This window comes from Streptomyces sp. NPDC045955 (assembly GCF_056430805.1).
In genome coordinates this window covers 1-21,025 of the sequence record NZ_JBWKKY010000006.1, presented here as the reverse complement: position 1 = coordinate 21,025, position 21,025 = coordinate 1, and the positions used below count along the sequence as shown (strand labels likewise).

Here is a 21,025-nt window from a genome sequence, read left to right as displayed (position 1 = left end):
CGAACCGCCCCCGCACGGCCGTACGCGCCGGCAGGTGTGGCACGCTCACAGCTGTCGGGGACATCATGGCCTCCGACACGGTACGCGGACGGGCAGGGATCTGGTGAGGACGACGGGCGTGAAGTGGTCCCTGGCATGGCTGCCGGTGGCCTGGTGCCTCACGAGGCTGGTGCTGCTGCTGTTCGTGCTGAAGGTGTACGTCTTCCCGGGCCCGGACGTGACGAGCGACGTGTCCGTGATCTACCAGGGCTGGTACGACGTCCTGGCCGGCGGAACGTTCCCCCAGGACGACGTCACCTGGCAGTACCCGCCCGCCGCCGCCCTGGCGATCCTCTCCCCCGGCCTGCTGCCCTTCCTGCCGTACGCGACCGCGTTCTTCGTGCTGGTCTGCGTCACCGACCTGGCCGTCCTGGCCCTGCTGGCGTACGCGGGCCGGCGCCCGGGCAGGTCGCTGCGCGGCGCCTGGGTGTGGGTGGCGGGCGTGCCGCTGCTCGGGCCGACGGTGTACGCCCGCTACGACGTGATGGTCACGGCGGTGGCCGTGGCGGCGCTGCTCGCGGGCGCCCGGCACCCCAAGGTGATGGGGGTGCTGGCCGCGTTCGGCGCGCTGCTGAAGGTCTGGCCGGCGATGCTCCTGCTGGCGGTCCGCCGGCCCGCCTCCTGGGTGTCGGCCGTGGTCACCGGCGTCGCGGTGACCGGCGTGTTCGCCCTGGCCGCGCCCGGGGCGAACACCTTCCTGACCTCCCAGCGCGACCGGGGCACCGAGGTGGAGTCGCTGGGCGCGCTGGTCTTCCACGTCGCCCGGCACTTCGGCTGGCGGGGCGAGGTGCGGCTGAACTACGGCTCGATCGAGTTCCTCGGGCCGTACGTGAGCGAGGTGAGCACGGGCGCGCTGTTCCTGACGGGGGCGGCCTTCGGCTGGCTGGTGCTGTGGCGGCTGCTGGCCCGGACCTTCGAGGAGCACACGGTCGCCGACGCGGCCTTCGTGGCGGTGCTGATGTTCACCACCACCAGCCGGGTGATCAGCCCGCAGTACATGGTGTGGCTGGTCGGGCTGGCCGCGGTCTGCCTGTACTTCCCCAGGAGCCGGATGCGGCTGCCGGTCGGGCTCGTCCTGGTGGCGTGCTTCGTGACGGTGCTGGAGTTCCCGCTCTACTTCGCCAACGTGGTGGCCAGCGACGGCCTCGGCCTGACCCTGCTGTTCCTGCGCAACGGCCTGCTGGTCGCCGCCGCGGTCCTCGCGGCCCGCGCCCTGTGGCGGGCGACCGTGCCGCGCACGGCCCCCGCTCCCGTGCCCGCTCAGCCCACCACCCGCACCGACGAGACCCCGGTCTCCACCTGAGCCGGGGCCCGCCGGAACAGCACGCCCGCCAGCGCGCACTGCACCGCCGCCGCCACCGCCAGCGCGAGGCACACACCGGGCAGCCCGAGCCCCGTCAGGCCGTACGCGAGCGCCAGTTGGACCGCCGTCCCGAGCACGGTCACGCGCAGCAGCCTCGGGGCGTCCCCGCCGCCCTCGAAGACCCCGCCGAGTGCGATGAGGCAGGCCATCAGCACCAGGTACGGGCCGACGCAGCGCAGGAACAGCACGCCCTCGCGCGCGACCCCGGGTCCGGCGCCGAAGACGGTCATGAGCCACGGGGTGGTGACGGCCGGCAGCACGGCCGCGGTGAGGCCGATGGCCCCGGAGACCAGCACGGCCTGCCGCCCGATCTCCCGCCGCGCGTCCCTGCCCTCGCCCCGCGTGTGCGCGGTGTGGATGGACGCGGCCTGGCGCACGGCGTAGAAGGCCATGGTCGCCACGTACATGACCTTGTAGGCGATCGAGTACGCGGCCACCGCCGTCACCCCGAGCCGCGCCACGATCGCCACCAGGACCAGGGCGCCCGTCTGCCGCACGGTGAAGTCGGCGGACATGGGCAGGCCGGTGGTCAGCGTCCGGCGCAGGGAGACGGCCAGAGGCTCGGCCGGTACCGCGCCGCGGGCGCTGCGCAGCAGTGCGGTGCCCCGGACGGCGACGAGTCCGGCTCCGAGCGCCACGGTCCGGCACAGCACCGTGGAGGCGGCGGCGCCCTGAACGCCGTAGAGGTGGATGAGGAAGGGGTCGAGGGCCAGGATCAGGCCGTTGGACAGCAGCGCGAGCCGCATCGGGGTCCGGGTGTCGCCGGTGCCCTTGAGGATGCCGTCGACGAGTTGCTGGGCGAAGAAGACGGCCATGCCGGGCATGGAGAGAGTGAAGTAGGCGACGGCGAGCGGGAGGGCGGCGCCGTCGGCCCCGCCCAGCACCAGCCGGGCCAGCGGTTCGCGCCCCAGCAGGCCGCCCGCCACCACCAGGGGCGTCACCAGTGCCCACAGTGCCCAGCCGCCGCGCACGGCCGCCCGGACGGCGGCGGGGTCGCGGGCGCCCCGGGCGTGGGCGACCAGCACGGTCGTGCCGGAGCCGAAGACCAGGGCGATGCCCAGCAGCACGTTCTCCGTGGTGGTCGCCACGGCCACGGCGGCCACGGCCGGACCACCCAGCCGGGCGACCCAGACGGTGTTGATGATCCCGGCGGCGACGGACGCCAGGAGTGAGAAGTAGACGGGGCGGGCGAGCTGGAGGAGCTGCCTGCGGTGGGCGTTCACGGTGACTGTCCCCCCTGAGACCGAGCGAACCTCGATTCGAGGTAGCTCGGTAAGAGGTAACATGGGACCTCACGCCCCCGCAAGGAGGACGAGCATGCTGGAGCTGTCGATCCTGGGCTTCCTGGCCGAGGAGCCGCTGCACGGCTATGAGCTCAAGGAGCGCATCAAGGCGCTGACCGGCCATGTCCGGCCGGTGAGCGACGGCGCGCTCTACCCGGCGATCACGCGACTGGTCGGGGCGGGCCTGCTCGACCAGCGCACCGAGCCCGGCACGAGCGCGGCCCCGCGCCGGACCCTCGCCCTCACCGCCGAGGGCCGCGAGGAGCTGCTGGAGCGGCTGCGCCGTCCCAAGCAGACCGAGATCACCGACCAGGTTCGCTTCAACACGGTCCTGGCGTTCCTGCGCCACCTCCCCGACCGGCACGAGCAGGCCGCGGTGCTGCGCCGGCGGCTGGACTTCCTCGAGACGCCGTCGAGCTTCTTCTACGACTCCGGCAAGCCGGTCCGCGCCGAGGAGGCCGACGATCTGTTCCGCCAGGGCATGCTGCGGGTCGCCCGGGCGACGGGCGAGGCGGAGCGGGCCTGGCTGCGGGAGGCCATCGCGCTGCTCGAACAGCCGGGATGAGGCAGTGGGCGGTCTGTCCGGCCACGGCCGGGTCAGCCCAGCTGGACTCGCAGATAGTCCCGCCACTGCGCCGTGAAGGCCTCCGGCGTCGTCCCCAGCACCTCGCGCATCGCCTCCTCCACCGCCCCGGCCCGCTTCCGGTGGTCCCCGACGGCCCGGTAGAACTCGCCCAGCCGCGCCTCGCCCCAGCGGTCGGCGATCAGCCGGCACGCCGTCCAGCCGCTCTCGTAGGCCCGGGCCAGGCGGCTCGCGTCGCCGGTGAAGCCGAAGTCCCCGTCGTCCGGGAGGGCGGACGGGGTCCGGCCCTGGGCCACCGCGCGGGACAGTTCGGGCGCGGCCTCGGGCGCGGTGCGGCCGGCGGCCCGGTAGCCGACCCAGTCGGCGTAACCCTCGGACAGCCACAGCGGGGTGGCGGGGGTGGTGTGGGCGCGGGTGGCGACATGGGTCGTCTCGTGGGTGACGACGACCTGCTCGCCGAGGGTGCCGAGGAGTGCGAACGCGTCCGGGTTGACGATGATGCGGTCCGCGGGCGCCCGCGCCGGTGCGCCCGTCTCGCCCGTGGTGACCGCCGCGATCCCGCGGTAGGAGGAGGCGGGTGAGCCGAGCAGCCCCGCCATCCCCTCCAGCGACCTCGGTACGAGCAGGACGACGCGCCGGCCCCAGTCCGTGCCCCACGCCTGGGAGACGGCGGGCACCGCGCGGTCGGCCAGCTCCGCGAAACCGCGCAGCGACCGGCCGGACTGCCCGACGCCGAGGACGAGGCTGCGTTCGCCCCGGACGACCTGTACGGCGCCCTGGTCCCACAGTTGCTGGGCGGACTTCTTCGCGGGCCGGTCGGCGTCGACGGACCACTGCCCGTCCGCGTCGCGGCTCAGCCGCAGGGTGCGGCCGGCGGTCACCGGCGCCCGGTCGTACCCCGCGACGCGGTAGCGCAGTTCGGCGTCGGCGATGGCGGTGTCGCCGCTGCGGTGCAGGCCGGTCACGCGGTACGACCAGTCGGCCAGGGGCAGCGCGCGCACCTGGGCGAAATCCGTGCCCGTGCCCGTGCGCGCGTAGGCCCGTTCGTCGTGGTCGAGGACCGCGGCGGCACGCCGGTCGAGGAGCCGCTGGACCTCGGCCGTGGCGCGGTCGGTGGCGGACCGGCCGCCGCATCCGGTCAGGACGACGAGCAGCACGACGAGCGCCACCACCGGGGACCCCGACCTTCGACCAGCCACGTTCCCGATCGTACGGGCGCCGGGCCGCGCCGGTCAGACCCTGGTGACCGACGAGACGGGCATCATCCCGACCGGGTCGTAGCGCACGGGTGCGCCGGGGTAGGGCGCGTGGATGACTTGGCCGTTGCCCATGTACATCCCGACATGGCTGGCGTCGCTCCGGTAGACGACCAGGTCACCGGGGCGCGCCTCGGACAGCGGGACCTGCCGGCCGGCGTACCGCTGGGCCTGCGAGGTGCGCGGCAGGGCTACCCCGGCCTGCGCGTACGACCACTGCATCAGTCCCGAACAGTCGAACCCGGAGGGGCCGTTGGCGCCCCAGATGTAGGGCTTGCCGAGCGCGCTGCGGGCGGCGGCGACGGCGGCCGCCCCGCGACCCGAAGCGGCGGTGGCGCCGCCGAGGCCGGGGATGCCGTCGCGGCCGGAGCGGGCGGCGCGGCCGTAGGCCTCACGCTCGCTGTCCGGAAGGGAGTTGAGCAGCCGCCGGGCCGTGGCGAGTTTGTGCTCGACGGTCTTCTTGTGGGCGGCGACGGCCTTGCGGCTCTTCTCCAGTTCGCGGAGCTTGCCGGCGGCCTCCTCGCGGTCCTGGGCGAGTTCGCGCATGGCCTGCTGAAGCTCCTTCAGCTCACCGGCCTGGTGGGCCGTGATGCGGTCCAGCCGGGAGGCCTTGTCGAGGTAGTCGTCCGGGTCATCGGAGAACAGCAGGGCGAGGGACGGGTCGATGCCGCCCGACCGGTACTGGGCACCGGCGAGCGAACCGAGCGACTCCCGCATGGAGTTGATGCGCTGCTGCTGCCGGGCGATCCGGTCCCGGGCGGTGCGGACCTCGTCGCGCAGCCGGTCGGCGCGCTCGCCGGCCTCGTTGTAGGCCTCGGTCGCCTTCTCGGCCTGCTCGTAGAGGCGGTCCACCGTGGCCCGGGTGTCGTCGTACGGTGCGGCCGCGGCCGGTACCGCGCCCAGGGCGGCGGCCGCGACGGAAAGGAAGCTGACCGCGGCACTGGCGCCCCGGTCGAACCCGGACGGTGCAAGGCGGCGATGGGACCCCACGGGAAGCCGCTCTCCTTCCGCTGGCGGACTGGGAAACGCGGCAGACAGTAGCCCCGCGACGCGGGGCCGCCAACGGCCATCCGTGGGTATGCGGCACGACGCCCCGCCACTGACGCAGGTCACTGGCGGGGCGAGGGCTCACTCGAGGTTGCCGTGAATCGCCCGAACGGCCGACACGGTGTCCTGATCTTGGAGACGCCGGGGGCTCCCGGGCGCTGGGATCAGACGCGGACGCCGAACATGAACGGGCCGCCGATGGTGTCCATCGACTCGTAGCGGACGACCGTGCCGGTGCGCGGGGCGTGGATGATCTGCCCGTTGCCGGCGTAGAGGCCCACGTGGTGCAGGTCGTTGAAGAAGAAGACCAGGTCGCCGACCTTGAGCTGGCTGACCGAGTAGATCTTGGTGCCGATCTGGGCCTGGGCCTCGGAGGTCCGCGGGATCTGCACGCCGGCCGCGGCGTACGCCCGGGAGGTGAGGCCGGAGCAGTCGTAGGAGCTCATGCCGGTGGCGCCGTAGACGTAGGGCTTGCCGAGCTGGCTCTGCGCGAAGGCGTAGGCCGCCGCGGCGCGGCCGGAACCGGGCGGGACGTTGCCGGTGAGGGCGTCGCGCTCGCTGTCACGGCTGGCGCGGTCCTGCTCGGCGGCGAGTGCCTGCTTCTCGGCGGCGGTGAGGCTGTTGAGCAGCTTCTGCGCGGAGGCGAGCTTGCCCTGGACTTCCTTCTTCTTCTTGCCGAGTTCGGCCCGGGTGGAGGCGAGGTCCTTGAGCTTCTCGGAGGCCTCGGCGCGCTCCTGGGCCAGTTCGCGCTGCTTCTCCTGTACCTTCTTCAGCGCCTCGACCTGCTGGCTGCTCAACTGGTCGAGCGTGGAGGCCTTGTCGAGGTAGTCGTCCGGGTTCGCCGACAGGAAAAGCTGTACGGACGGGTCGATCGAGCCGGTCCGGTACTGCGACGCGGCCGCGAGGCCCAGGCTGTCGCGCAGCTCGTTGAGCTCCTCCTGGCCGCGGGCGACGTTGTCCTGGATCGTGGAGATCTCCTTCTGGAGCTTCTCCTGCTTCTCCTTGGCCCCGTTGTACTTCTCGGTGGCCTGCTCCGCCTGCTCGTAGAGCTTGTCGACCTTGGCCTTGACCTCGTCCTTGCTCGGCTTCTCACTGGGGGCCGCGTTGGCGGCCTGCGAGCTGAAGGCGACGGCAGCGGCGGCGGCGGTGGTCAACACGGTCACACGTGCGCGGCTCGGCTGCTTGGGACGACGGTGGGACGCCACGGGTGAAAAGCTCCTTCTGGCCCCTCCGCCGTCTCTCCCGATGAGTGATCACCCGAGCGGAGGTTCGGCCTGACCCTAGTGACCTTCCTGTGATCAGTTCAAATCCTCAGCTGAAAAATTGCGTCACGGTGAGCCATCTTTTCATCTTGACTCACAGGCGGTGAGCCCCATTTGACGCAATGTGGGACACAGACATCATCAATTCGGGCATCCGGCCCGTACGTTACGCATGGTGCGAACGGCCGCTAGGCCCGCGAAAGGCGCTTCAGGAGCATCGCCGAGGCGACCGGGCGGGCGCCCGCGCGGGCCACGCCGTCGGCGACCTCGCGGTCGGTGGAGGCGACGATGACCGGCCGGCCCGGCGGTTCGGCGCGCACCAGCTGGCGGATCAGCTCGTCGGCGGTGACGCCCGGCTTCGAGAACAGCACCCGGACCCCGCGCGGCGGCGCGAGCAGGACCGGCGCGGCCAGTTCGGCCCCGTCGAAGACGCACGTCACCTCGGCGCCGCTCTGCGCCGCCAGCTGCGAGAGCTGCCCCAGCAGCCTCAGACGCTGCTTCTCCAGCGGCATCTGCGGGTAACCCGTCTTGGTGACGTTGTAGCCGTCGACGACCAGATGGGCCTGCGGCAGCGCCAGCAGCTGGTCGAGGACCTGCGGGTCGTCCTCGGACAGGGCGCGGGCGGCGATGTCCTTGGGGCTCATCCGGCCCGGCTCGACGGCGTCCACGGTCTCGGCGGGCCGCACCGACACCGGCGGCAGGGCCAGTTCGCGCCGGAGCCCCTGGGTGGCGTCCAGCAGGGTGTCCAGCAGCAGCCGCACCCGCATGTCCTCGACGCTGCGACCCTCGCGCGCGGCCCGGCGCGTGGCCTCCAGGGCGGCTTCGGTCTCCCCCAGCCGGGCCTTGAGCCGCCGGCTCTCGCTCTCGGCGGCGGACACCTGGGCCTGCCCCTCGGCGCGGACGGCCTCGATCTCGCCGTGCGCCTTGCGCAGGGCGGCCTCGCCGCGCTTGACGTCGCTGAGGGCGGCGCGCAGCTTGCGGTGCAGCGACTCGGCTTCCTTCTTGGCCGAATCCAGCTCCGTGCGCAGCCGCTCCGTCTCGGCCCTGGTGTGGTCACGGGCCCGGGCGAGTTCGGTGCGCAGCCGCTCCAGCTCGGCCCGGTTCTCCTCGTCCGCCCGCTCGGCGTCGGCCCGCTGGGCCTCCTCGCCGGCGGCGGTCACGAGCTTCACCCAGCCGAGCGGCCGCAGTACGTAGGCCGCGGCCGCCACGTCGAGCGGGTCCGCGGCCGGGGGCGGGGAGCCTGAGTCGAGGGCGCCGGTCAGTTCCGGCTGGGCCTCTCTGAGCTTCTCCCCGATGCGCTGCCGGAACAGCGGGTCGGTCTCCAGCGCCGCGGCCATGGCGTTGCCGGCGAACTTGGCCCGGCGGTTCGGGGCGAACCGGGCGTACTGCCTGAGCTGCGCGGGCAGCTCGCCGACCGTCAGTGAGCCGAAGCCGTCGGAAACGATCTGGACGACCCTGCGGCGCACGCCGTCGGGCAGCGGACGGTCGAGCACCTCAGCGGCGCCGTCGCCCGGCCCCCCGCCTGTGGTCTCCACCATCCGTCACACCCCAATGCCTGTGCGGGGCCAGCTCCCCTCAGGAGCCGGCACCCGGCCTGTCCACGAGTTCCACCTGGTCCACCGCGTTGCACCAGCGGCAGCGCACCGACTCGATGGTCTCACTGAGCACCTCGCGCTCCTCGACCTTGGGCTCTCCGGCCAGGTCGAGGTGGACGTACTCGACGACCTTCGACGAGCGGGTCACGTCGAACCTCGTGAGGTTGCCGCAGAGGGTGCAGCGCCACCGCGTCGAGGCGGTCGGCAGGGGAACCGTCATCGTGGCCTGTTCTCTTTCCTTCTAGTGTCCGTGACGCCACCGGCATCCCCGGTGCGTGTGGCTCGTAACCCTACGGCCTGGCGGGTCCTCGCCGCCCACGCGTCCACGGCGGCGAGGCGGTCTGCGTGGTTGCGTCCGGTTACGTCATGCTCTGTATCCATGATCAGCAAGTGGAGTGCGTCGATCGTCCGGGCCGGCAGATCGGTCCGGGGGTCGTCGGCGCCGGTGACGTACGCACTGATCGCCCTGTGCTGCGCGGTCTTCCTGATCGGCCCCGCCTCGGGGCTCGGTCCGGCGTACGGCACGGGCGACGAGCTGCTCGCCGCGCAGCGGGCCTATTTCCGGCGCTGGGGCGTGATCCCCGCAGAACTGTTCGAGGGGTCCGCCGGATCGGCCCTCACCCCCGCGACAGCGCTCTTCGTCCACGGCAGCTGGGTGCACCTGCTCGGCAACATGCTCTTCCTCTACGTCTTCGGGGCGATGACCGAGGAGCGGATGGGCCGGGTGCAGTTCACCCTGTTCTACGTCGGCTGCGGCTATCTGGCCCTGCTGGGCTACGCCGCCGCCAACGCGGACTCCGAGCAGTCCCTGGTCGGTGCCTCGGGGGCGATCTCGGCGGTCCTCGGCGCGTTCCTCTACCTGTTCCCCCGGGCCCGGGTGACCAGTCTCCTGCCGTTCCTCTTCTTCCTGCCGGTGCGCTTCCCGGCCTGGGTCGTGCTGCCGTTCTGGGCGGCGCTGCAGTGGCTGGCGGCGGGGCGGGCCTCGGACGGGCCGGGCGTGGCCTACCTCGCCCACCTGGTGGGCTTCGGCCTGGGCTTCGGCTACGCCTCGGTCCGCTACGGCCGTCCCACCGGCCCTACTAGAGTGAAGGCCGCCCCTGCTCCGGCCCCCGAGGGAGAGAACCAGCCGTGATCACCGCGATCGTCCTCATCAAGACCAGCGTGGACCGGATCCCCGAGATCGCGGAGTCGATCGCCGCGCTGGACAACGTCAGCGAGGTCTTCTCCGTCACCGGCACGTACGACCTGATCGCGATGGTCCGGGTGAAGGACCACGAGGACCTGGCGGAGGTCATCCCGGGCCGGATCAGCAAGATCCCCGGGGTGGAGGGGACCGACACGCACGTGGCGTTCCGTACGTACTCGCAGCACGACCTGGAGGCGGCGTTCTCGATCGGGCTGGACAACTAGCCCGCAGAAGGGCGCGACGCCCGAGCAGGTCGAACAGCTGTCGGCCGGACTGGAGAACTGCGCCTTCGTCCTCACCCGCGACGCCGCCGTCCCGGACACCGACCTGCGGTACGGCCCCGGCACCGGGGCCTCCGGCGGGCTGGGCGCCGGCCTCGCCGCCCTCGGCGCCCGTCTCCTCCCCCGCTTCGACGTGCTGCTGGACCACCTCGACCTGGACGCCCGGCTGGCCGGCGCCGATCTGGTGATCACCGCCGAGGGCGCCCCGGACCACCAGACGCCGCGCGGCAAGGTCCCCGCCGAGGTGGCCCGCCGGGCCAAGCTCCACGGCCGCCTGGTCCTGGCCCTGGCGGGCACGCTCGGCGAGGGCGCGCACGAGGTGCCGGGCGTGGACGCCTGCCACAGCATCCTGCCCGCCCCCATGGAGCTGGCCGAGGCACTGCTGCGCGCGAGCGAACTGCTCACCGACGCCACCGAGCGCGCCTTGCGGATGGTCGTCCTCGGCGCCCGGCTACCTTTGGTCCCCCAAGCGGTTCACGCGGAGGTGTCCGGCACGCAACGCCCGTCCTCCGTGCGGTAGTTCCACCGCGCCCCGTCCGTCACGAGTTCCCGCACGGCCCGCACGAACCGCTCCACGTGCTCGTCCGGCGTGCCCGCACCGAAGCTCACCCGGATGGCGTTGAGGGACTTCTCGCCGGGCGCGGCCTCGGGCGACCCGCACTCGCCCTGCGTCTGCGGGTCGCTGCCGAGCAGCGTGCGCACCAGCGGGTGGGCACAGAACAGCCCGTCCCGGACGCCGATGCCGTACTCGGCGGAGAGCGCGGCGGCGAAGTGCGAGCTGTTCCAGCCCTCGACGACGAAGGAGAGCACACCGACGCGCGGGGCGTCGTCCCCGAACAGGGACAGGAACCGCACCTGGGGGACGTCGGCGAGCCCCTCGCGCACCTTGGCGAGCAGGTACTGCTCGCGGGCGACGAGCGTGTCGAAGCCGGCCTCCGTCAGCGTCTTGCAGGCGGAGGCGACGGCGTAGGCACCGATGACGTTGGGCGAACCGGCCTCGTGACGGGCGGCGCTGTCGTGCCACTCCACGTCCACTCCCCCGTCGGCGCGCCGGGTGACCTTGCGGCTGGCGCCGCCGCCCGCGAGGTACGGCTCGGCCTCGCGCAGCCAGTCGGCCCGTCCGGCCAGCACACCGGAGCCGAAGGGCGCGTACAGCTTGTGCCCGGAGAAGGCGACCCAGTCGACGTCGAGGTCGGCGACGGACACGGGGTGGTGCGGGGCCAGCTGGGCGGCGTCGAGCACGATCCGGGCGCCGTGCGCGTGCGCGGCAGCCGCGAGTTCCCCAACGGGCCACAGCTCGCCGGTGACGTTGGAGGCGCCGGTGACGCAGACGAGGGCCGGGCCGCGGGGGTCCCTCTCGGCGAGGGCGCGCTCCAGGGTCTCGACGGCCTGGCGGGGGCTGCGCGGGGCGTCGAGGTACGTGACGCGGGCGTCGCGCCAGGGCAGCAGGGAGGCGTGGTGCTCGGTCTCAAAGACGAAGACCTGGCAGCCGGCCGGCAGGGCGGCGGCCAGGAGGTTGAGGGAGTCGGTGGTGGACCGGGTGAAGACCACCTGGTCACCGTCCCGGCAGTCGAGGAACTCCGCGACCGTCCGGCGGGCGTTCTCGAACAGGTCGGTCGACAGCTGGGACAGGTACCCGGCACCGCGGTGGACGCTGCCGTAGTACGGCGCGTAGGCGGCGACGTCGTCCCAGACCCGCTGGAGCGCCGGGGCGCTGGCGGCGTAGTCGAGCGCGGCGTAGGTGACCTCGCCACCGGTGACGAGCGGAACGGTGACGTCCCCACCCAGAACGGGCAGCGGGGCACAAACGGACGGGGCGGCGGCAACGGTGGGGACGGACATGGCGGAACTCCCGTGAAGTCAGGTGGAATCCGCCCGCGAGCACGTGGCTACAAGCGGGGGTGAAGGAAAGAAGGGGTGCGGAGGCGGGGCTCTGCGGCCCTATCGCATTCGCTGGTTCACGAGAGACTCCTCGTCACGCGCTTGCCACAGACCTCGCTGCCTGCGGCCTGGTCTTCACCCGGGGCACCCCGCCACGGACGGAGGGTTGCCGGACAGTCGGCCGGGGCCTCATGACTGTCACTCATGACCTGATCAGGAACGTACGCGAAAAGATCGGTGTCCCGCAACCCGAGTCCGGATCGCGGGACACCCGCACTACGCGTTGCTCGCCGCCACCCACCGCTCCAGGGTCCGCTTGGCGGCCCCGGAGTCGATCGATACGGCCGCCTTCGCCATGCCGGCGCGGATCTGCTCGGCGAGTGTCCCCGGGCCGGGTTCGAGGGCCACCAGGGCCGCCGCCGAGTTCAGCAGGACCGCGTCGCGCACCGGGCCCGTCTCACCGTCCAGCAGACGGCGGGCGACCTCCGCGTTGTAGGAGGCGTCCGCGCCGCGCAGGGCCTCCACGGGGACGAGTTCGAGGCCCACGTCGCGCGGGTCGAAGGCCTCCTCGGTCACCTTGCCGTCGCGGACGATCCACACTCTGGACGTGGCGGTGGTGGTCAGTTCGTCGAGGCCGTCGTCCCCCCGGAAGACCAGGGACGAGTGACCGCGCTCGGCGAAGACGCCCGCGACGATCGGTGCCATGCGCGGATCCGCGACACCGACGGCCTGGGCGCGTACCTTCGCCGGGTTGGTCAGCGGACCGAGGACGTTGAAGATCGTCCGGACGCCCAACTGGCCGCGCGCCGCGCCCGCGTGGCGCATCGCCGGGTGGAACTTCGCCGCGAAGCAGAAGGTGATCCCGGCGTCCTCGGCGACCTGGGCCACCCGGTGCGTGGGCAGCTCCAGATTGACGCCGAGCTTCTCCAGCACGTCCGACGCGCCGGACGCCGACGACGCCGCGCGGTTGCCGTGCTTGACGACCTTCGCGCCCGCGCCGGCGATGACGATCGCCGACATCGTGGAGATGTTGACGGTCTTGGCCCCGTCGCCGCCCGTGCCGACGATGTCGACGGCCGGGCCCGGCACCTCGATCACGTTCGCGTGCTCGTACATCGCCCGGACGAACCCGGCGATCTCCTCGACGGTCTCGCCCTTGGCCCGCAGCGCCACCACGAGCCCGGCGATCTGGGCGTCCGTCGCCTCGCCGCGCATGATCAGGTCCATCGCCCACGCGGTGTCGTCGGCGGTCAGGTCCCGGCGGTCCAGCAGACCGTTCAACAGCAGGGGCCAGGAGCGGCCCGCCGCGGTGTCGCCTCCAGCGGGGGTCACAGCGCTCATAAGCCGCTCCAGGGTCAGGCGTCCCGCACTACGGGACGAGAGTCTCAACGAGGTCCACCCTATCCAGGCACGGGGCATCGCGAAGGGCCCCGTCCGAACACCGGACGGGGCCCTTGAGTGGCGTGGCGAAGCAGTGATCAGTGGTGGCCGTGGCCGCTCGTGATCTCCCGGTACTCCTCGGCGGTCGGCTTCGGGATCTGGGCTCCCTCGCCGTAGTAGGACTCGCTGAGCTTGGCGCGCAGCTTCTCGGAGCCCTTCACCTTGCGCTCGACACCGTTCTCGTCGACCGTCGGGCCGATCTCGACCGGCTGGTACTGCTCGTGCGCCGTGAGCGTGTACATCTGCTCCTGGCTGAGCGGCTCGTGCACCTCGATGAACTCACCGTGCGGCAGGCGCTTGATGATGCCCGACTCGCGGCCGTGCAGCACCTTCTCCTTGTCGCGGCGCTGGAGGCCCAGGCAGATGCGCTTGGTGACGATGAACGCGACGACCGGCCCGGCAAAGAACCCGATCCGGACGAACCAGGTGACCGCGTTGATCGACAGGTGGAAGTGCGTGGCGACGATGTCGTTGCCACCGCCGATCAGCATGATCATGTAGCCGGTGACCCACGCGACACCGAAGGCGGTGCGCGTCGGGGCGTTGCGCGGCCGGTCCAGGATGTGGTGCTCGCGCTTGTCCCCCGTGACCCACGACTCGATGAACGGGTAGAGGGCGATGATCCCGAGGAACAGACCGAAGAGGACCAGCGGGATGAACACGCCCAGGACGAGCGTGTGACCCCAGAGGTTGATCTCCCAGCCCGGCATCGCACGGACCAGACCCTCGGCGAAGCCCATGTACCAGTCGGGCTGTGCGCCCGTCGACACCTGGTCGGGCCGGTAGGGGCCCAGGACCCAGATGGGGTTGACGGTCGCGATGCCGGCGAGGGCCGCGATGACACCGAAGACCAGGAAGAAGAAGCCTCCGGCCTTGGCCATGTAGACCGGCAGCAGCGGCATGCCGACGACGTTCTTGTTGGTCCGGCCGGGACCCGCGAACTGCGTGTGCTTGTGGTAGAAGACCAGGATCAGGTGGCCGACCACGAGCCCGAGCATGATGCCCGGCAGCAGCAGGATGTGGATCGAGTAGAACCGGGCGACGAAGTCGGTGCCCGGGAACTCCCCGCCGAACAGGAACATCGAGATGTACGTGCCGACGATCGGCACGGACAGGATCGCGCCCTGCGTGAAGCGGACACCGGTGCCGGAGAGCAGGTCGTCCGGGAGCGAGTAGCCGGTGAACCCGGTGAACATGCCCAGGACGAACAGCAGGAAGCCGAACAGCCAGTTGATCTCGCGCGGCTTGCGGAAGGCGCCGGTGAAGAAGACGCGCATCATGTGCACGAACATGCCGGCGAGGAAGATGATCGCCGCCCAGTGGTGGATCTGCCGGATGAGCAGACCGCCGCGGACGTCGAAGCTGATGTCCAGCGTGGAGGCGAACGCCTCCGACATCAGCTGCCCCTGGAGCGGGACGTAGCTGCCGTGGTACTCCACCTCGTTCATCGACGGGTGGAAGAACAGCGTCAGGTACACACCCGTCAGGATGATGATGATGAAGCTGTAGAGGCAGATCTCACCCAGCATGAAGGACCAGTGGTCCGGGAAGATCTTGCGCATGTTGGCCTTGGCCAGGGAGTAGATCCCCAGGCGGCCGTCGGCCCAGTCGGCGACCCGCTCTCCGGCGGGCGCCTTGCGGCGTGTCTGTGCAGTGCTCATCCGCGCTCCCAGAAAGCAGGGCCGACGGGCTCTTCGAAGTCGCCGAGCGCCTCGAGGTAGCCCTCGTCGTTCACGCCGATGCGGAGCTGCGGCAGAGCGTGACCAGCGGGACCGAAGATCACTCGGGCACCGTCGGAGAGGTCGAAGGTGGACTGGTGGCAGGGGCAGAGCACGTGGTGCGTCTGCTGCTCGTACAGGGAGATCGGGCAACCGACGTGGGTGCAGATCTTCGAGTACGCGACGATGCCCTCGTGCGACCACTCGAGCTCGCGCTTGTCCTTGATGTTCTCCGGCTGGATCCGGACGATCATCAGGGCGGCCTTGGCGATCTCGTTCTGGAACTCGTGGTCGTGCTCCTCCAGGCCCTCGGGCTTGGCGAAGGTCAGCGAGCCGACCGCGACGTCCGACGGACGCAGCGGCTCGTTCGTGTTCATGTTGACGAGCAGCTTGCCCTTGGACCAGAGCGTGTGACGCAGCTTGTCCTCGGGCAGCGGGCCGAGGTCGCGCAGCAGCACGACACCGGAGAGCGGCACCAGCGTGAGCGCGCCGAACATGGTGTTGCGGATCAGCTTGCGGCGGCCGAGCGCGGACTCCTTGGCGCCCTGCTTGAAGTCCGCGAAGACCTTCTCGCGAACCTCGGGCTCCGCCTCGATCGGATGCCGCTCGTCGGCGATCTCCACGTCCGACATCAGGGTGCGGGCCCAGTGGACCGCGCCCGCGCCGATGCAGAACAGCGCGATGCCGAGCGTCATGCCCAGCGCGAAGTTCAGCGCGCTGATGTGGCCCAGCGGGAAGATGTAGACCGACTTGTCGACCGGGATCGCCACGAACGCGGCGATGAAGGCGATGGTGGCCAGCATCGACACCGTGAACATCAGGGCGACCGAGCGCTCGGACCGCTTGGCGGCCCGCTCGTCGACGTCCTGGATCCGGTGCTCGTGGGGAGGCAGGCCCGGGTCGGCGAACGGGTGCTCGTCCGCGGGGCTCAGCGCCCCGTGCCCGTGCTCGTCATGCCCTGCGGTCTGCTCGGACTGCTCAGCAGGCAGGTTCTCTTCTGGAATGTCTTGGCTACTCATGACTTCTTGGCCTTTGCGGTCCGGGCGGCGACCCACACGGCGACGGCGATCAGCCCGCCGAGACCGAAGATCCAGCCGAACAGGCCCTCGCTGACCGGCCCGAGGCCGCCGAGCTCGAGACCGCCGGGGCTCTCGGACTTGCTGCTGTTGACCGCGTCCAGGTACGCGATGATGTCCTTCTTGTTCTTCTCCGAGAGCGTGGTCTCGGGGAAGGACGGCATGTTCTGCGGGCCGGTCTCCATGGCCTCGTAGATGTGCTTCGGGGCGACACCCTCGAGGTCCGGTGCGTACTTGCCGTGCGTCAGCGCACCGCCCTTGCCGGTGAAGTTGTGGCACTGCGCGCAGTTGGTGCGGAACAGCTCACCGCCCTTGGCGATGTCGGCACCCTGGGGGCCGTACTGCTCCTCGGTCGGGATGGCAGGACCGGCGCCCAAGGAGGCGATGTAGGCCGCGAGCTGGTCGATCTCGGCCTGGCTGTAGATGTTCTTCTTCTTCGGGACCTGCGGGCCCTGGGAGGTGGCGGCCGGCATACGGCCGGTGGCCACCTGGAAGTCGACGGCGGCGGCGCCGACACCCACCAGGCTCGGCCCGTCGGAGGTGCCCTGACCGCCGGTGCCGTGGCAACTGGCGCAGCCGACCGAGTAGAGCTTCTTGCCCTCCTCGATGGTGAGGGACTGGGCGGTTTCGTCGGCCTCAGCCTTGCTCGTGGGTGCGAACACGGCGTACAGCCCCCCGCTGAAGAGCAGCGCGAGGAGTAGGACGACGACCGCCGCCAACGGGTGGCGTCGTCGTGCGGAGAGCTTTTTCACGGATTACCCCGGTGTCAGGATCTTCTGCGTCGGTGCTTCTGGGATGCGTGCCTCGTCGGGCGCGCGCTGCGGTCCCGCTACTTGATCATGTAGATCGTGGCGAAGAGGCCGATCCAGACGACATCGACGAAGTGCCAGTAATAGGACACGACGATCGCGGCGGTCGCCTGCTCGTGGGTGAACCTCCGGGCCGCGTAGGTCCGGCCCAGGACCAGCAGGAAGGCGATGAGACCGCCCGTCACATGCAGGCCGTGGAAGCCGGTGGTCAGGTAGAAGACCGAGCCGTACGGATCGGAGGACAGGGACAGGCCCGCGTCCTTGACCAGCTCGGTGTACTCGAAGACCTGACCGCCGATGAAGATCGCACCCATCACGAAGGTGACGATGAACCACATCCGCAGCTTCTTCACGTCACCGCGCTCGGCGGCGAAGACGCCGAGCTGGCAGGTGAGCGAGGAGAGCACCAGGATCGTGGTGTTCGTCGCCGAGAACGGGAAGTTGAGATGGGCAGCCATCTCCTTCCAGTGATCGGGACCCGTCACCGATCGCAGGGTGAAGTACATCGCGAAGAGGGCCGCGAAGAACATCAGCTCGGAACTCAGCCAGATGATGGTTCCGACGCTGGTGAGGTTCGGCCTGTTGACCGACGGGTGCGCGTGCCCGGTTTCTACTGTCGTTGCTGTCGCCACGACCGACATTATGTCGGTCGCTTATCCCGCCCTCACTCCGGGGGGTGCCGTTCGGAGTGTCTGAGCCGGTCGTACCGGTGTTGACGTGGTGTTCAAGGGAGTAGCATCCGGCCCAACGGGCCTGTCCTTACGACGCTGACGTCACGGAGGAACAATGCAGCCGACCGCCACGGTGCTGGTCTACAGCGACGACTCCAACACCCGCGAGCAGGTGCGGCTCGCCACGGGACGGCGGCCGGCGCCGGACGTTCCCTTGGTGGAGTTCGTGGAGTGCGCGACTCCGGCTGCGGTGCTCAAGGAGCTGGACCGGGGTGGGATCGACGTCTGTGTGCTGGACGGTGAGGCCGTGCCGATGGGGGGCATGGGGCTGTGCCGGCAGATCAAGGACGAGGTGTTCGACTGCCCGCCGGTGTTGCTGCTCATCGGGCGGCCGCAGGATGCGTGGCTGGCGACGTGGAGCCGGGCCGAGAGTGCGGTGACCCTGCCGGTGGATCCGGTGGAGTTCGCCTCTGCGCTGGCTTCCCTGTTGCGGTCGAGGGCTGCTTTGAACGCCTAGGAACTCGGGACTGCCGGTTGTGTGGCGACCTGCGGGTCCGTGGGGGTTGTTCGCGCCCACGCGGCGGAGCCGCATATCGACACAGCCCCGCGCCCCTGAGGGCGTTCAGGCGCTCTGCGGCCTCAGGCGGGCCCTGTCCGCCAGTGTCGGGTCCTCCGGGGAGCCGGCTGTCAGGGCGCTGCCTGCGCGCCACTGTTTCCACTCGAGGTTCCAGTCGCCGAAGCCGTTGCCGAAGGGGGCCATCGTCTCGCCGGCGGAGTTTATGACCTTGACGATGTCGCCCTCGCGGACGTTCTCGTAGAACCAGGCGGCGTTCTCGTTGCTCATGCCGGTGCAGCCGTGGCTGACGTTGGCGTAGCCCTGGGAACCGACGGACCAGGGGGCGGCGTGGACGTACTCGCCGCTGTTGGTGACCCGCACGGAGTGGTGGACGACCAGGTCGTAGAAGTCCGAGGCGCCGATGCTGGCGCTGGTCATGCGGACGGTGCCCTCCTTGGCCAGGACGACCTTGACGCCGTTGCGGGTGTCGTAGCCCGGCATGCCCGTGGTGACCGGGATCTGCCGGACGATCTCGTCGTTCTTGTAGACGGTCATCTTGTGGGCCGCGGCGTCCGTGACGGCGATGACCTTGTCGGCGGTGTGGATCGTCAGCGGCTTGGCCTTGCCGCCCCGCATACGGTCGCCGATCTTGATGCCCTCCAGGTTGCTGCGGACCTGGATGGTGGCCTGCGCCGGCCAGTAGTCCTTCGGGCGGTAGTGGAGCTTCTTGTCGTCCACCCAGTGCCAGGCGCCGTCCGCGGCGGGCATGGAGGAGACTCTCAGGGCCCGTTCGACGACGGCCCGCTGGGACCTGTCCTTGACGGGCCGGCTCAGTTCGGCCGTGATGGGCTGGCCGACGCCGTAGGTGCCCGCCTTGGGGCCGAAGGTGACGTTCAGGCGCTTGGTGGCGGTGGGCTTGCCGGTGTCGAAGGTGAGGACCTTGCGGCCGGGGGCCCCGTCCTCGTTCTCGGTGCTCACGCGGACCGTGTAGCTGGCGTTGGCGGCGAGCGGTGAGGTGCTGTGCCAGCGGCCGCCGTCGGCGGAGAGTTCGCCGGCCACGTAGCGTCCGGAGGCGTCGTGGGCCGTGACGTCCGTGATGCGCCCGTCGGAGTCCTCGGCGACCACTTCCAGGGGCTTGTCCGGGTCGGCCTTCTTGCGGCCCTCTGAGGGGGCGTTGAAGGATATCTGGTCCGCCGCGTCGTAGGGGCGGTGGGAGAGCGGGTTGCCGTCCGAGCCGCAGGCGGTGACGCCCGCGCAGAGGGCTATCACCAGCAGCGTGCAGCTGACGACGGTGCGGTGGCGGGAGATCGCTGTCTGGCTCATGACCTCACGCTAGGAAGCCATGTCAACTGCGGCACGCCGGGTGACTCGTTCGAGTGACACGGATTACGGCAAAAGCAGGGGCCCGGACGCTCCTTGCGGAGTGTCCGGGCCCTGGAGCGCTCGGCTCGTGTCACTGGGTGCGGTTCTCACCGCGGTAGTACTCGAAGACCCAGCCCCAGATGCCGACCAGGATGATCGGCAGCGAGAAGTACATCAGCCACCAGCCGATCGCGATCGACAGGAAGGCGAGGGCGCCACCGATGGCCAGGGAGAGCGGCTGCCAGCTGTGCGGGCTGAAGAACCCGACCTCGCCGGCGTCGTCCGCGACGTCCGCCTCCTTGTTGTCCTGCGCACCGACGTCGACCCGCTTGGCCGTGAAGCCGAGGTAGAAGCCGATCATGATGCACAGGCCGAAGGCCAGGAAGAGGGCCGTGGTACCGGCCGGCTCCTTCGACCACACGCCATAGACCACAGCCATGGCGAGGACGAAGACGCTCAGCCACATGAACATCTTGCCCTGGATCTTCACTTGCCGGCCTCCTTGCCACCAGCGATGGCCTTCTCGCCGTGACCGACGTTCTCGAGCTGGTCGAGGGCGGCGATCTCCGGGTGGTGCAGGTCGAACGCCGGGGATTCACTGCGGATCCGCGGCATGGTGATGAAGTTGTGCCGCGGCGGCGGGCACGAGGTCGCCCACTCCAGGGAGCGGCCGTAGCCCCACGGGTCGTCGACGCCGACCGGCTTGCCGTACTTGGCCGTCTTCCAGACGTTGTAGAAGAACGGCAGGATCGACATGCCGAGCAGGAACGAGCTGATCGTCGAGATCGTGTTCAGCGCGGTGAAGCCGTCGGCCGCGAGGTAGTCCGCGTACCGGCGGGGCATGCCCTCGGCACCCAGCCAGTGCTGGACCAGGAACGTGCCGTGGAAGCCGATGAACAGCGTCCAGAAGGTGATCTTGCCGAGGCGCTCGTCCAGCATCTTGCCGGTCCACTTCGGCCACCAGAAGTGGAAGCCGGAGAACATCGCGAACACGACGGTGCCGAAGACGACGTAGTGGAAGTGCGCCACCACGAAGTACGAGTCGGAGACGTGGAAGTCCATCGGCGGCGAGGCCAGGATGACACCGGTCAGACCACCGAAGGTGAAGGTGATCAGGAAGCCGGTCGCCCAGAGCATCGGCGTCTCGAAGGACAGCGAGCCCTTCCACATGGTGCCGATCCAGTTGAAGAACTTCACACCGGTCGGGACCGCGATCAGGAAGGTCATGAAGGAGAAGAACGGCAGCAGCACACCGCCAGTGACGTACATGTGGTGCGCCCACACCGTCACGGACAGACCCGCGATCGCGATCGTCGCGCCGATCAGACCCGTGTAACCGAACATCGGCTTGCGGGAGAAGACCGGGATGACCTCGGAGATGATGCCGAAGAACGGTAGCGCGATGATGTACACCTCTGGATGGCCGAAGAACCAGAAGAGGTGCTGCCACAGCAACGCGCCGCCGTTGGCGGAGTCGAAGACGTGCGCGCCGAACTTGCGGTCCGCCTCCAGGGCGAACAGGGCCGCGGCCAGGACCGGGAAGGCCAGCAGGACCAGCACACCGGTCAGCAGCACGTTCCAGGTGAAGATCGGCATGCGGAACATCGTCATGCCCGG

General features: G+C 70.5%; 20 protein-coding genes, 1 pseudogene and 1 riboswitch. Of the genes and pseudogenes, 6 read left to right on the top strand and 15 right to left on the bottom strand.

The window, feature by feature from the left end; genetic code table 11:
• Positions 1 to 103 precede the first annotated feature (103 nt).
• Positions 104 to 1,342 (top strand): glycosyltransferase 87 family protein, encoded by a 1,239-nt coding sequence (locus AC07F0_RS13860; RefSeq protein WP_478978294.1) that lies wholly within the window; start codon positions 104 to 106, stop codon positions 1,340 to 1,342.
• Here the strand turns inward: AC07F0_RS13860 and AC07F0_RS13855 are convergent.
• Positions 1,300 to 2,625 (bottom strand): MATE family efflux transporter, encoded by a 1,326-nt coding sequence (locus tag AC07F0_RS13855; RefSeq protein WP_478978292.1) that lies wholly within the window; start codon positions 2,623 to 2,625, stop codon positions 1,300 to 1,302. The genes AC07F0_RS13860 and AC07F0_RS13855 overlap by 43 nt on opposite strands.
• A gap of 94 nt (positions 2,626 to 2,719) precedes the next feature.
• Here AC07F0_RS13855 and AC07F0_RS13850 point away from each other — a divergent pair, with 94 nt between their 5' ends.
• A complete protein-coding gene (locus AC07F0_RS13850) occupies positions 2,720 to 3,250 on the top strand; it encodes a PadR family transcriptional regulator (protein ID WP_478978289.1) in 531 nt (176 codons plus the stop codon).
• Positions 3,251 to 3,282: 32 nt separating this feature from the next.
• Here the strand turns inward: AC07F0_RS13850 and AC07F0_RS13845 are convergent, their stop codons facing one another.
• The 5 genes from AC07F0_RS13845 to AC07F0_RS13825 all read right to left on the bottom strand — a co-directional run bounded on the left by AC07F0_RS13845 (position 3,283) and on the right by AC07F0_RS13825 (position 8,648).
• Positions 3,283 to 4,467: a hypothetical protein gene (locus AC07F0_RS13845; protein WP_478978286.1), complete on the bottom strand. Its 1,185-nt coding sequence runs from the start codon at positions 4,465 to 4,467 to the stop codon at positions 3,283 to 3,285.
• 33 nt (positions 4,468 to 4,500) lie between these two features.
• Complete coding sequence (locus tag AC07F0_RS13840) at positions 4,501 to 5,514, bottom strand: C40 family peptidase (RefSeq protein ID WP_478978283.1); 1,014 nt, start codon at positions 5,512 to 5,514, stop codon at positions 4,501 to 4,503.
• Positions 5,515 to 5,735: 221 nt separating this feature from the next.
• Positions 5,736 to 6,776, bottom strand: coding sequence for a C40 family peptidase (locus tag AC07F0_RS13835; protein WP_478978280.1), 1,041 nt, complete (start codon positions 6,774 to 6,776; stop codon positions 5,736 to 5,738).
• A 245-nt stretch (positions 6,777 to 7,021) separates the two neighbouring features.
• The gene (locus tag AC07F0_RS13830) at positions 7,022 to 8,371 is read right to left on the bottom strand and encodes an NYN domain-containing protein (RefSeq protein WP_436729186.1); all 1,350 of its coding nucleotides are present in this window, start codon (positions 8,369 to 8,371) and stop codon (positions 7,022 to 7,024) included.
• Positions 8,372 to 8,408: 37 nt separating this feature from the next.
• Positions 8,409 to 8,648, bottom strand: coding sequence for a hypothetical protein (locus AC07F0_RS13825; protein WP_010048941.1), 240 nt, complete (start codon positions 8,646 to 8,648; stop codon positions 8,409 to 8,411).
• A gap of 159 nt (positions 8,649 to 8,807) precedes the next feature.
• Here AC07F0_RS13825 and AC07F0_RS13820 point away from each other — a divergent pair, with 159 nt between their 5' ends.
• From AC07F0_RS13820 to AC07F0_RS13810, 3 genes and pseudogenes are all read left to right on the top strand, one after another.
• Positions 8,808 to 9,560 carry a rhomboid family intramembrane serine protease gene (locus tag AC07F0_RS13820; RefSeq protein ID WP_478978277.1) on the top strand — a complete coding sequence of 251 codons (753 nt, stop codon included), beginning with the start codon at positions 8,808 to 8,810 and terminating at the stop codon, positions 9,558 to 9,560.
• Positions 9,557 to 9,838 (top strand): Lrp/AsnC family transcriptional regulator, encoded by a 282-nt coding sequence (locus tag AC07F0_RS13815; protein WP_010048935.1) that lies wholly within the window; start codon positions 9,557 to 9,559, stop codon positions 9,836 to 9,838. The genes AC07F0_RS13820 and AC07F0_RS13815 overlap by 4 nt, the downstream gene beginning before the upstream one ends.
• 1 nt (position 9,839) lies before the next feature.
• Positions 9,840 to 10,415, top strand: a pseudogene (locus AC07F0_RS13810) (glycerate kinase); the annotation flags it as partial.
• Here AC07F0_RS13810 and AC07F0_RS13805 read toward each other — a convergent pair.
• The 6 genes from AC07F0_RS13805 to ctaE all read right to left on the bottom strand — a co-directional run bounded on the left by AC07F0_RS13805 (position 10,370) and on the right by ctaE (position 17,460).
• Positions 10,370 to 11,737: an aminotransferase class V-fold PLP-dependent enzyme gene (locus AC07F0_RS13805; protein ID WP_478978274.1), complete on the bottom strand. Its 1,368-nt coding sequence runs from the start codon at positions 11,735 to 11,737 to the stop codon at positions 10,370 to 10,372. The pseudogene AC07F0_RS13810 and the gene AC07F0_RS13805 overlap by 46 nt on opposite strands.
• Before the next feature lie 132 nt (positions 11,738 to 11,869).
• A riboswitch (SAM riboswitch) is annotated at positions 11,870 to 11,986 on the bottom strand.
• Between the two features lie 66 nt (positions 11,987 to 12,052).
• Positions 12,053 to 13,117, bottom strand: a complete 1,065-nt coding sequence (trpD, locus tag AC07F0_RS13800) for an anthranilate phosphoribosyltransferase (RefSeq protein WP_478978271.1) — start codon at positions 13,115 to 13,117, stop codon at positions 12,053 to 12,055.
• Positions 13,118 to 13,254: 137 nt separating this feature from the next.
• The gene (qcrB, locus tag AC07F0_RS13795) at positions 13,255 to 14,877 is read right to left on the bottom strand and encodes a cytochrome bc1 complex cytochrome b subunit (RefSeq protein ID WP_436729190.1); all 1,623 of its coding nucleotides are present in this window, start codon (positions 14,875 to 14,877) and stop codon (positions 13,255 to 13,257) included.
• A complete protein-coding gene (gene qcrA, locus AC07F0_RS13790; RefSeq protein ID WP_356929773.1) occupies positions 14,874 to 15,953 on the bottom strand; it encodes a cytochrome bc1 complex Rieske iron-sulfur subunit in 1,080 nt (359 codons plus the stop codon). Before qcrA ends, qcrB begins: the two co-directional genes overlap by 4 nt.
• Entirely contained in the window at positions 15,950 to 16,762 is an 813-nt protein-coding gene (qcrC, locus tag AC07F0_RS13785; protein ID WP_436729192.1) for a cytochrome bc1 complex diheme cytochrome c subunit, read from the bottom strand. Before qcrC ends, qcrA begins: the two co-directional genes overlap by 4 nt.
• A 77-nt stretch (positions 16,763 to 16,839) precedes the next feature.
• Positions 16,840 to 17,460 carry an aa3-type cytochrome oxidase subunit III gene (gene ctaE / locus AC07F0_RS13780; RefSeq protein ID WP_020272940.1) on the bottom strand — a complete coding sequence of 207 codons (621 nt, stop codon included), beginning with the start codon at positions 17,458 to 17,460 and terminating at the stop codon, positions 16,840 to 16,842.
• A gap of 145 nt (positions 17,461 to 17,605) precedes the next feature.
• Here ctaE and AC07F0_RS13775 point away from each other — a divergent pair, with 145 nt between their 5' ends.
• Positions 17,606 to 18,007: a response regulator gene (locus tag AC07F0_RS13775; RefSeq protein ID WP_436729193.1), complete on the top strand. Its 402-nt coding sequence runs from the start codon at positions 17,606 to 17,608 to the stop codon at positions 18,005 to 18,007.
• Between the two features lie 105 nt (positions 18,008 to 18,112).
• Here AC07F0_RS13775 and AC07F0_RS13770 read toward each other — a convergent pair whose 3' ends face one another.
• The 3 genes from AC07F0_RS13770 to AC07F0_RS13760 form a co-directional block, all read right to left on the bottom strand.
• Entirely contained in the window at positions 18,113 to 19,369 is a 1,257-nt protein-coding gene (locus tag AC07F0_RS13770) for a L,D-transpeptidase (RefSeq protein ID WP_478978268.1), read from the bottom strand.
• A gap of 130 nt (positions 19,370 to 19,499) precedes the next feature.
• Positions 19,500 to 19,898: a cytochrome c oxidase subunit 4 gene (locus AC07F0_RS13765; RefSeq protein WP_010048910.1), complete on the bottom strand. Its 399-nt coding sequence runs from the start codon at positions 19,896 to 19,898 to the stop codon at positions 19,500 to 19,502.
• Positions 19,895 to 21,025: cytochrome c oxidase subunit I (locus AC07F0_RS13760; RefSeq protein WP_478978265.1), on the bottom strand; the 1,131-nt coding region annotated here is incomplete at its 5' end. The genes AC07F0_RS13760 and AC07F0_RS13765, both read right to left, overlap by 4 nt.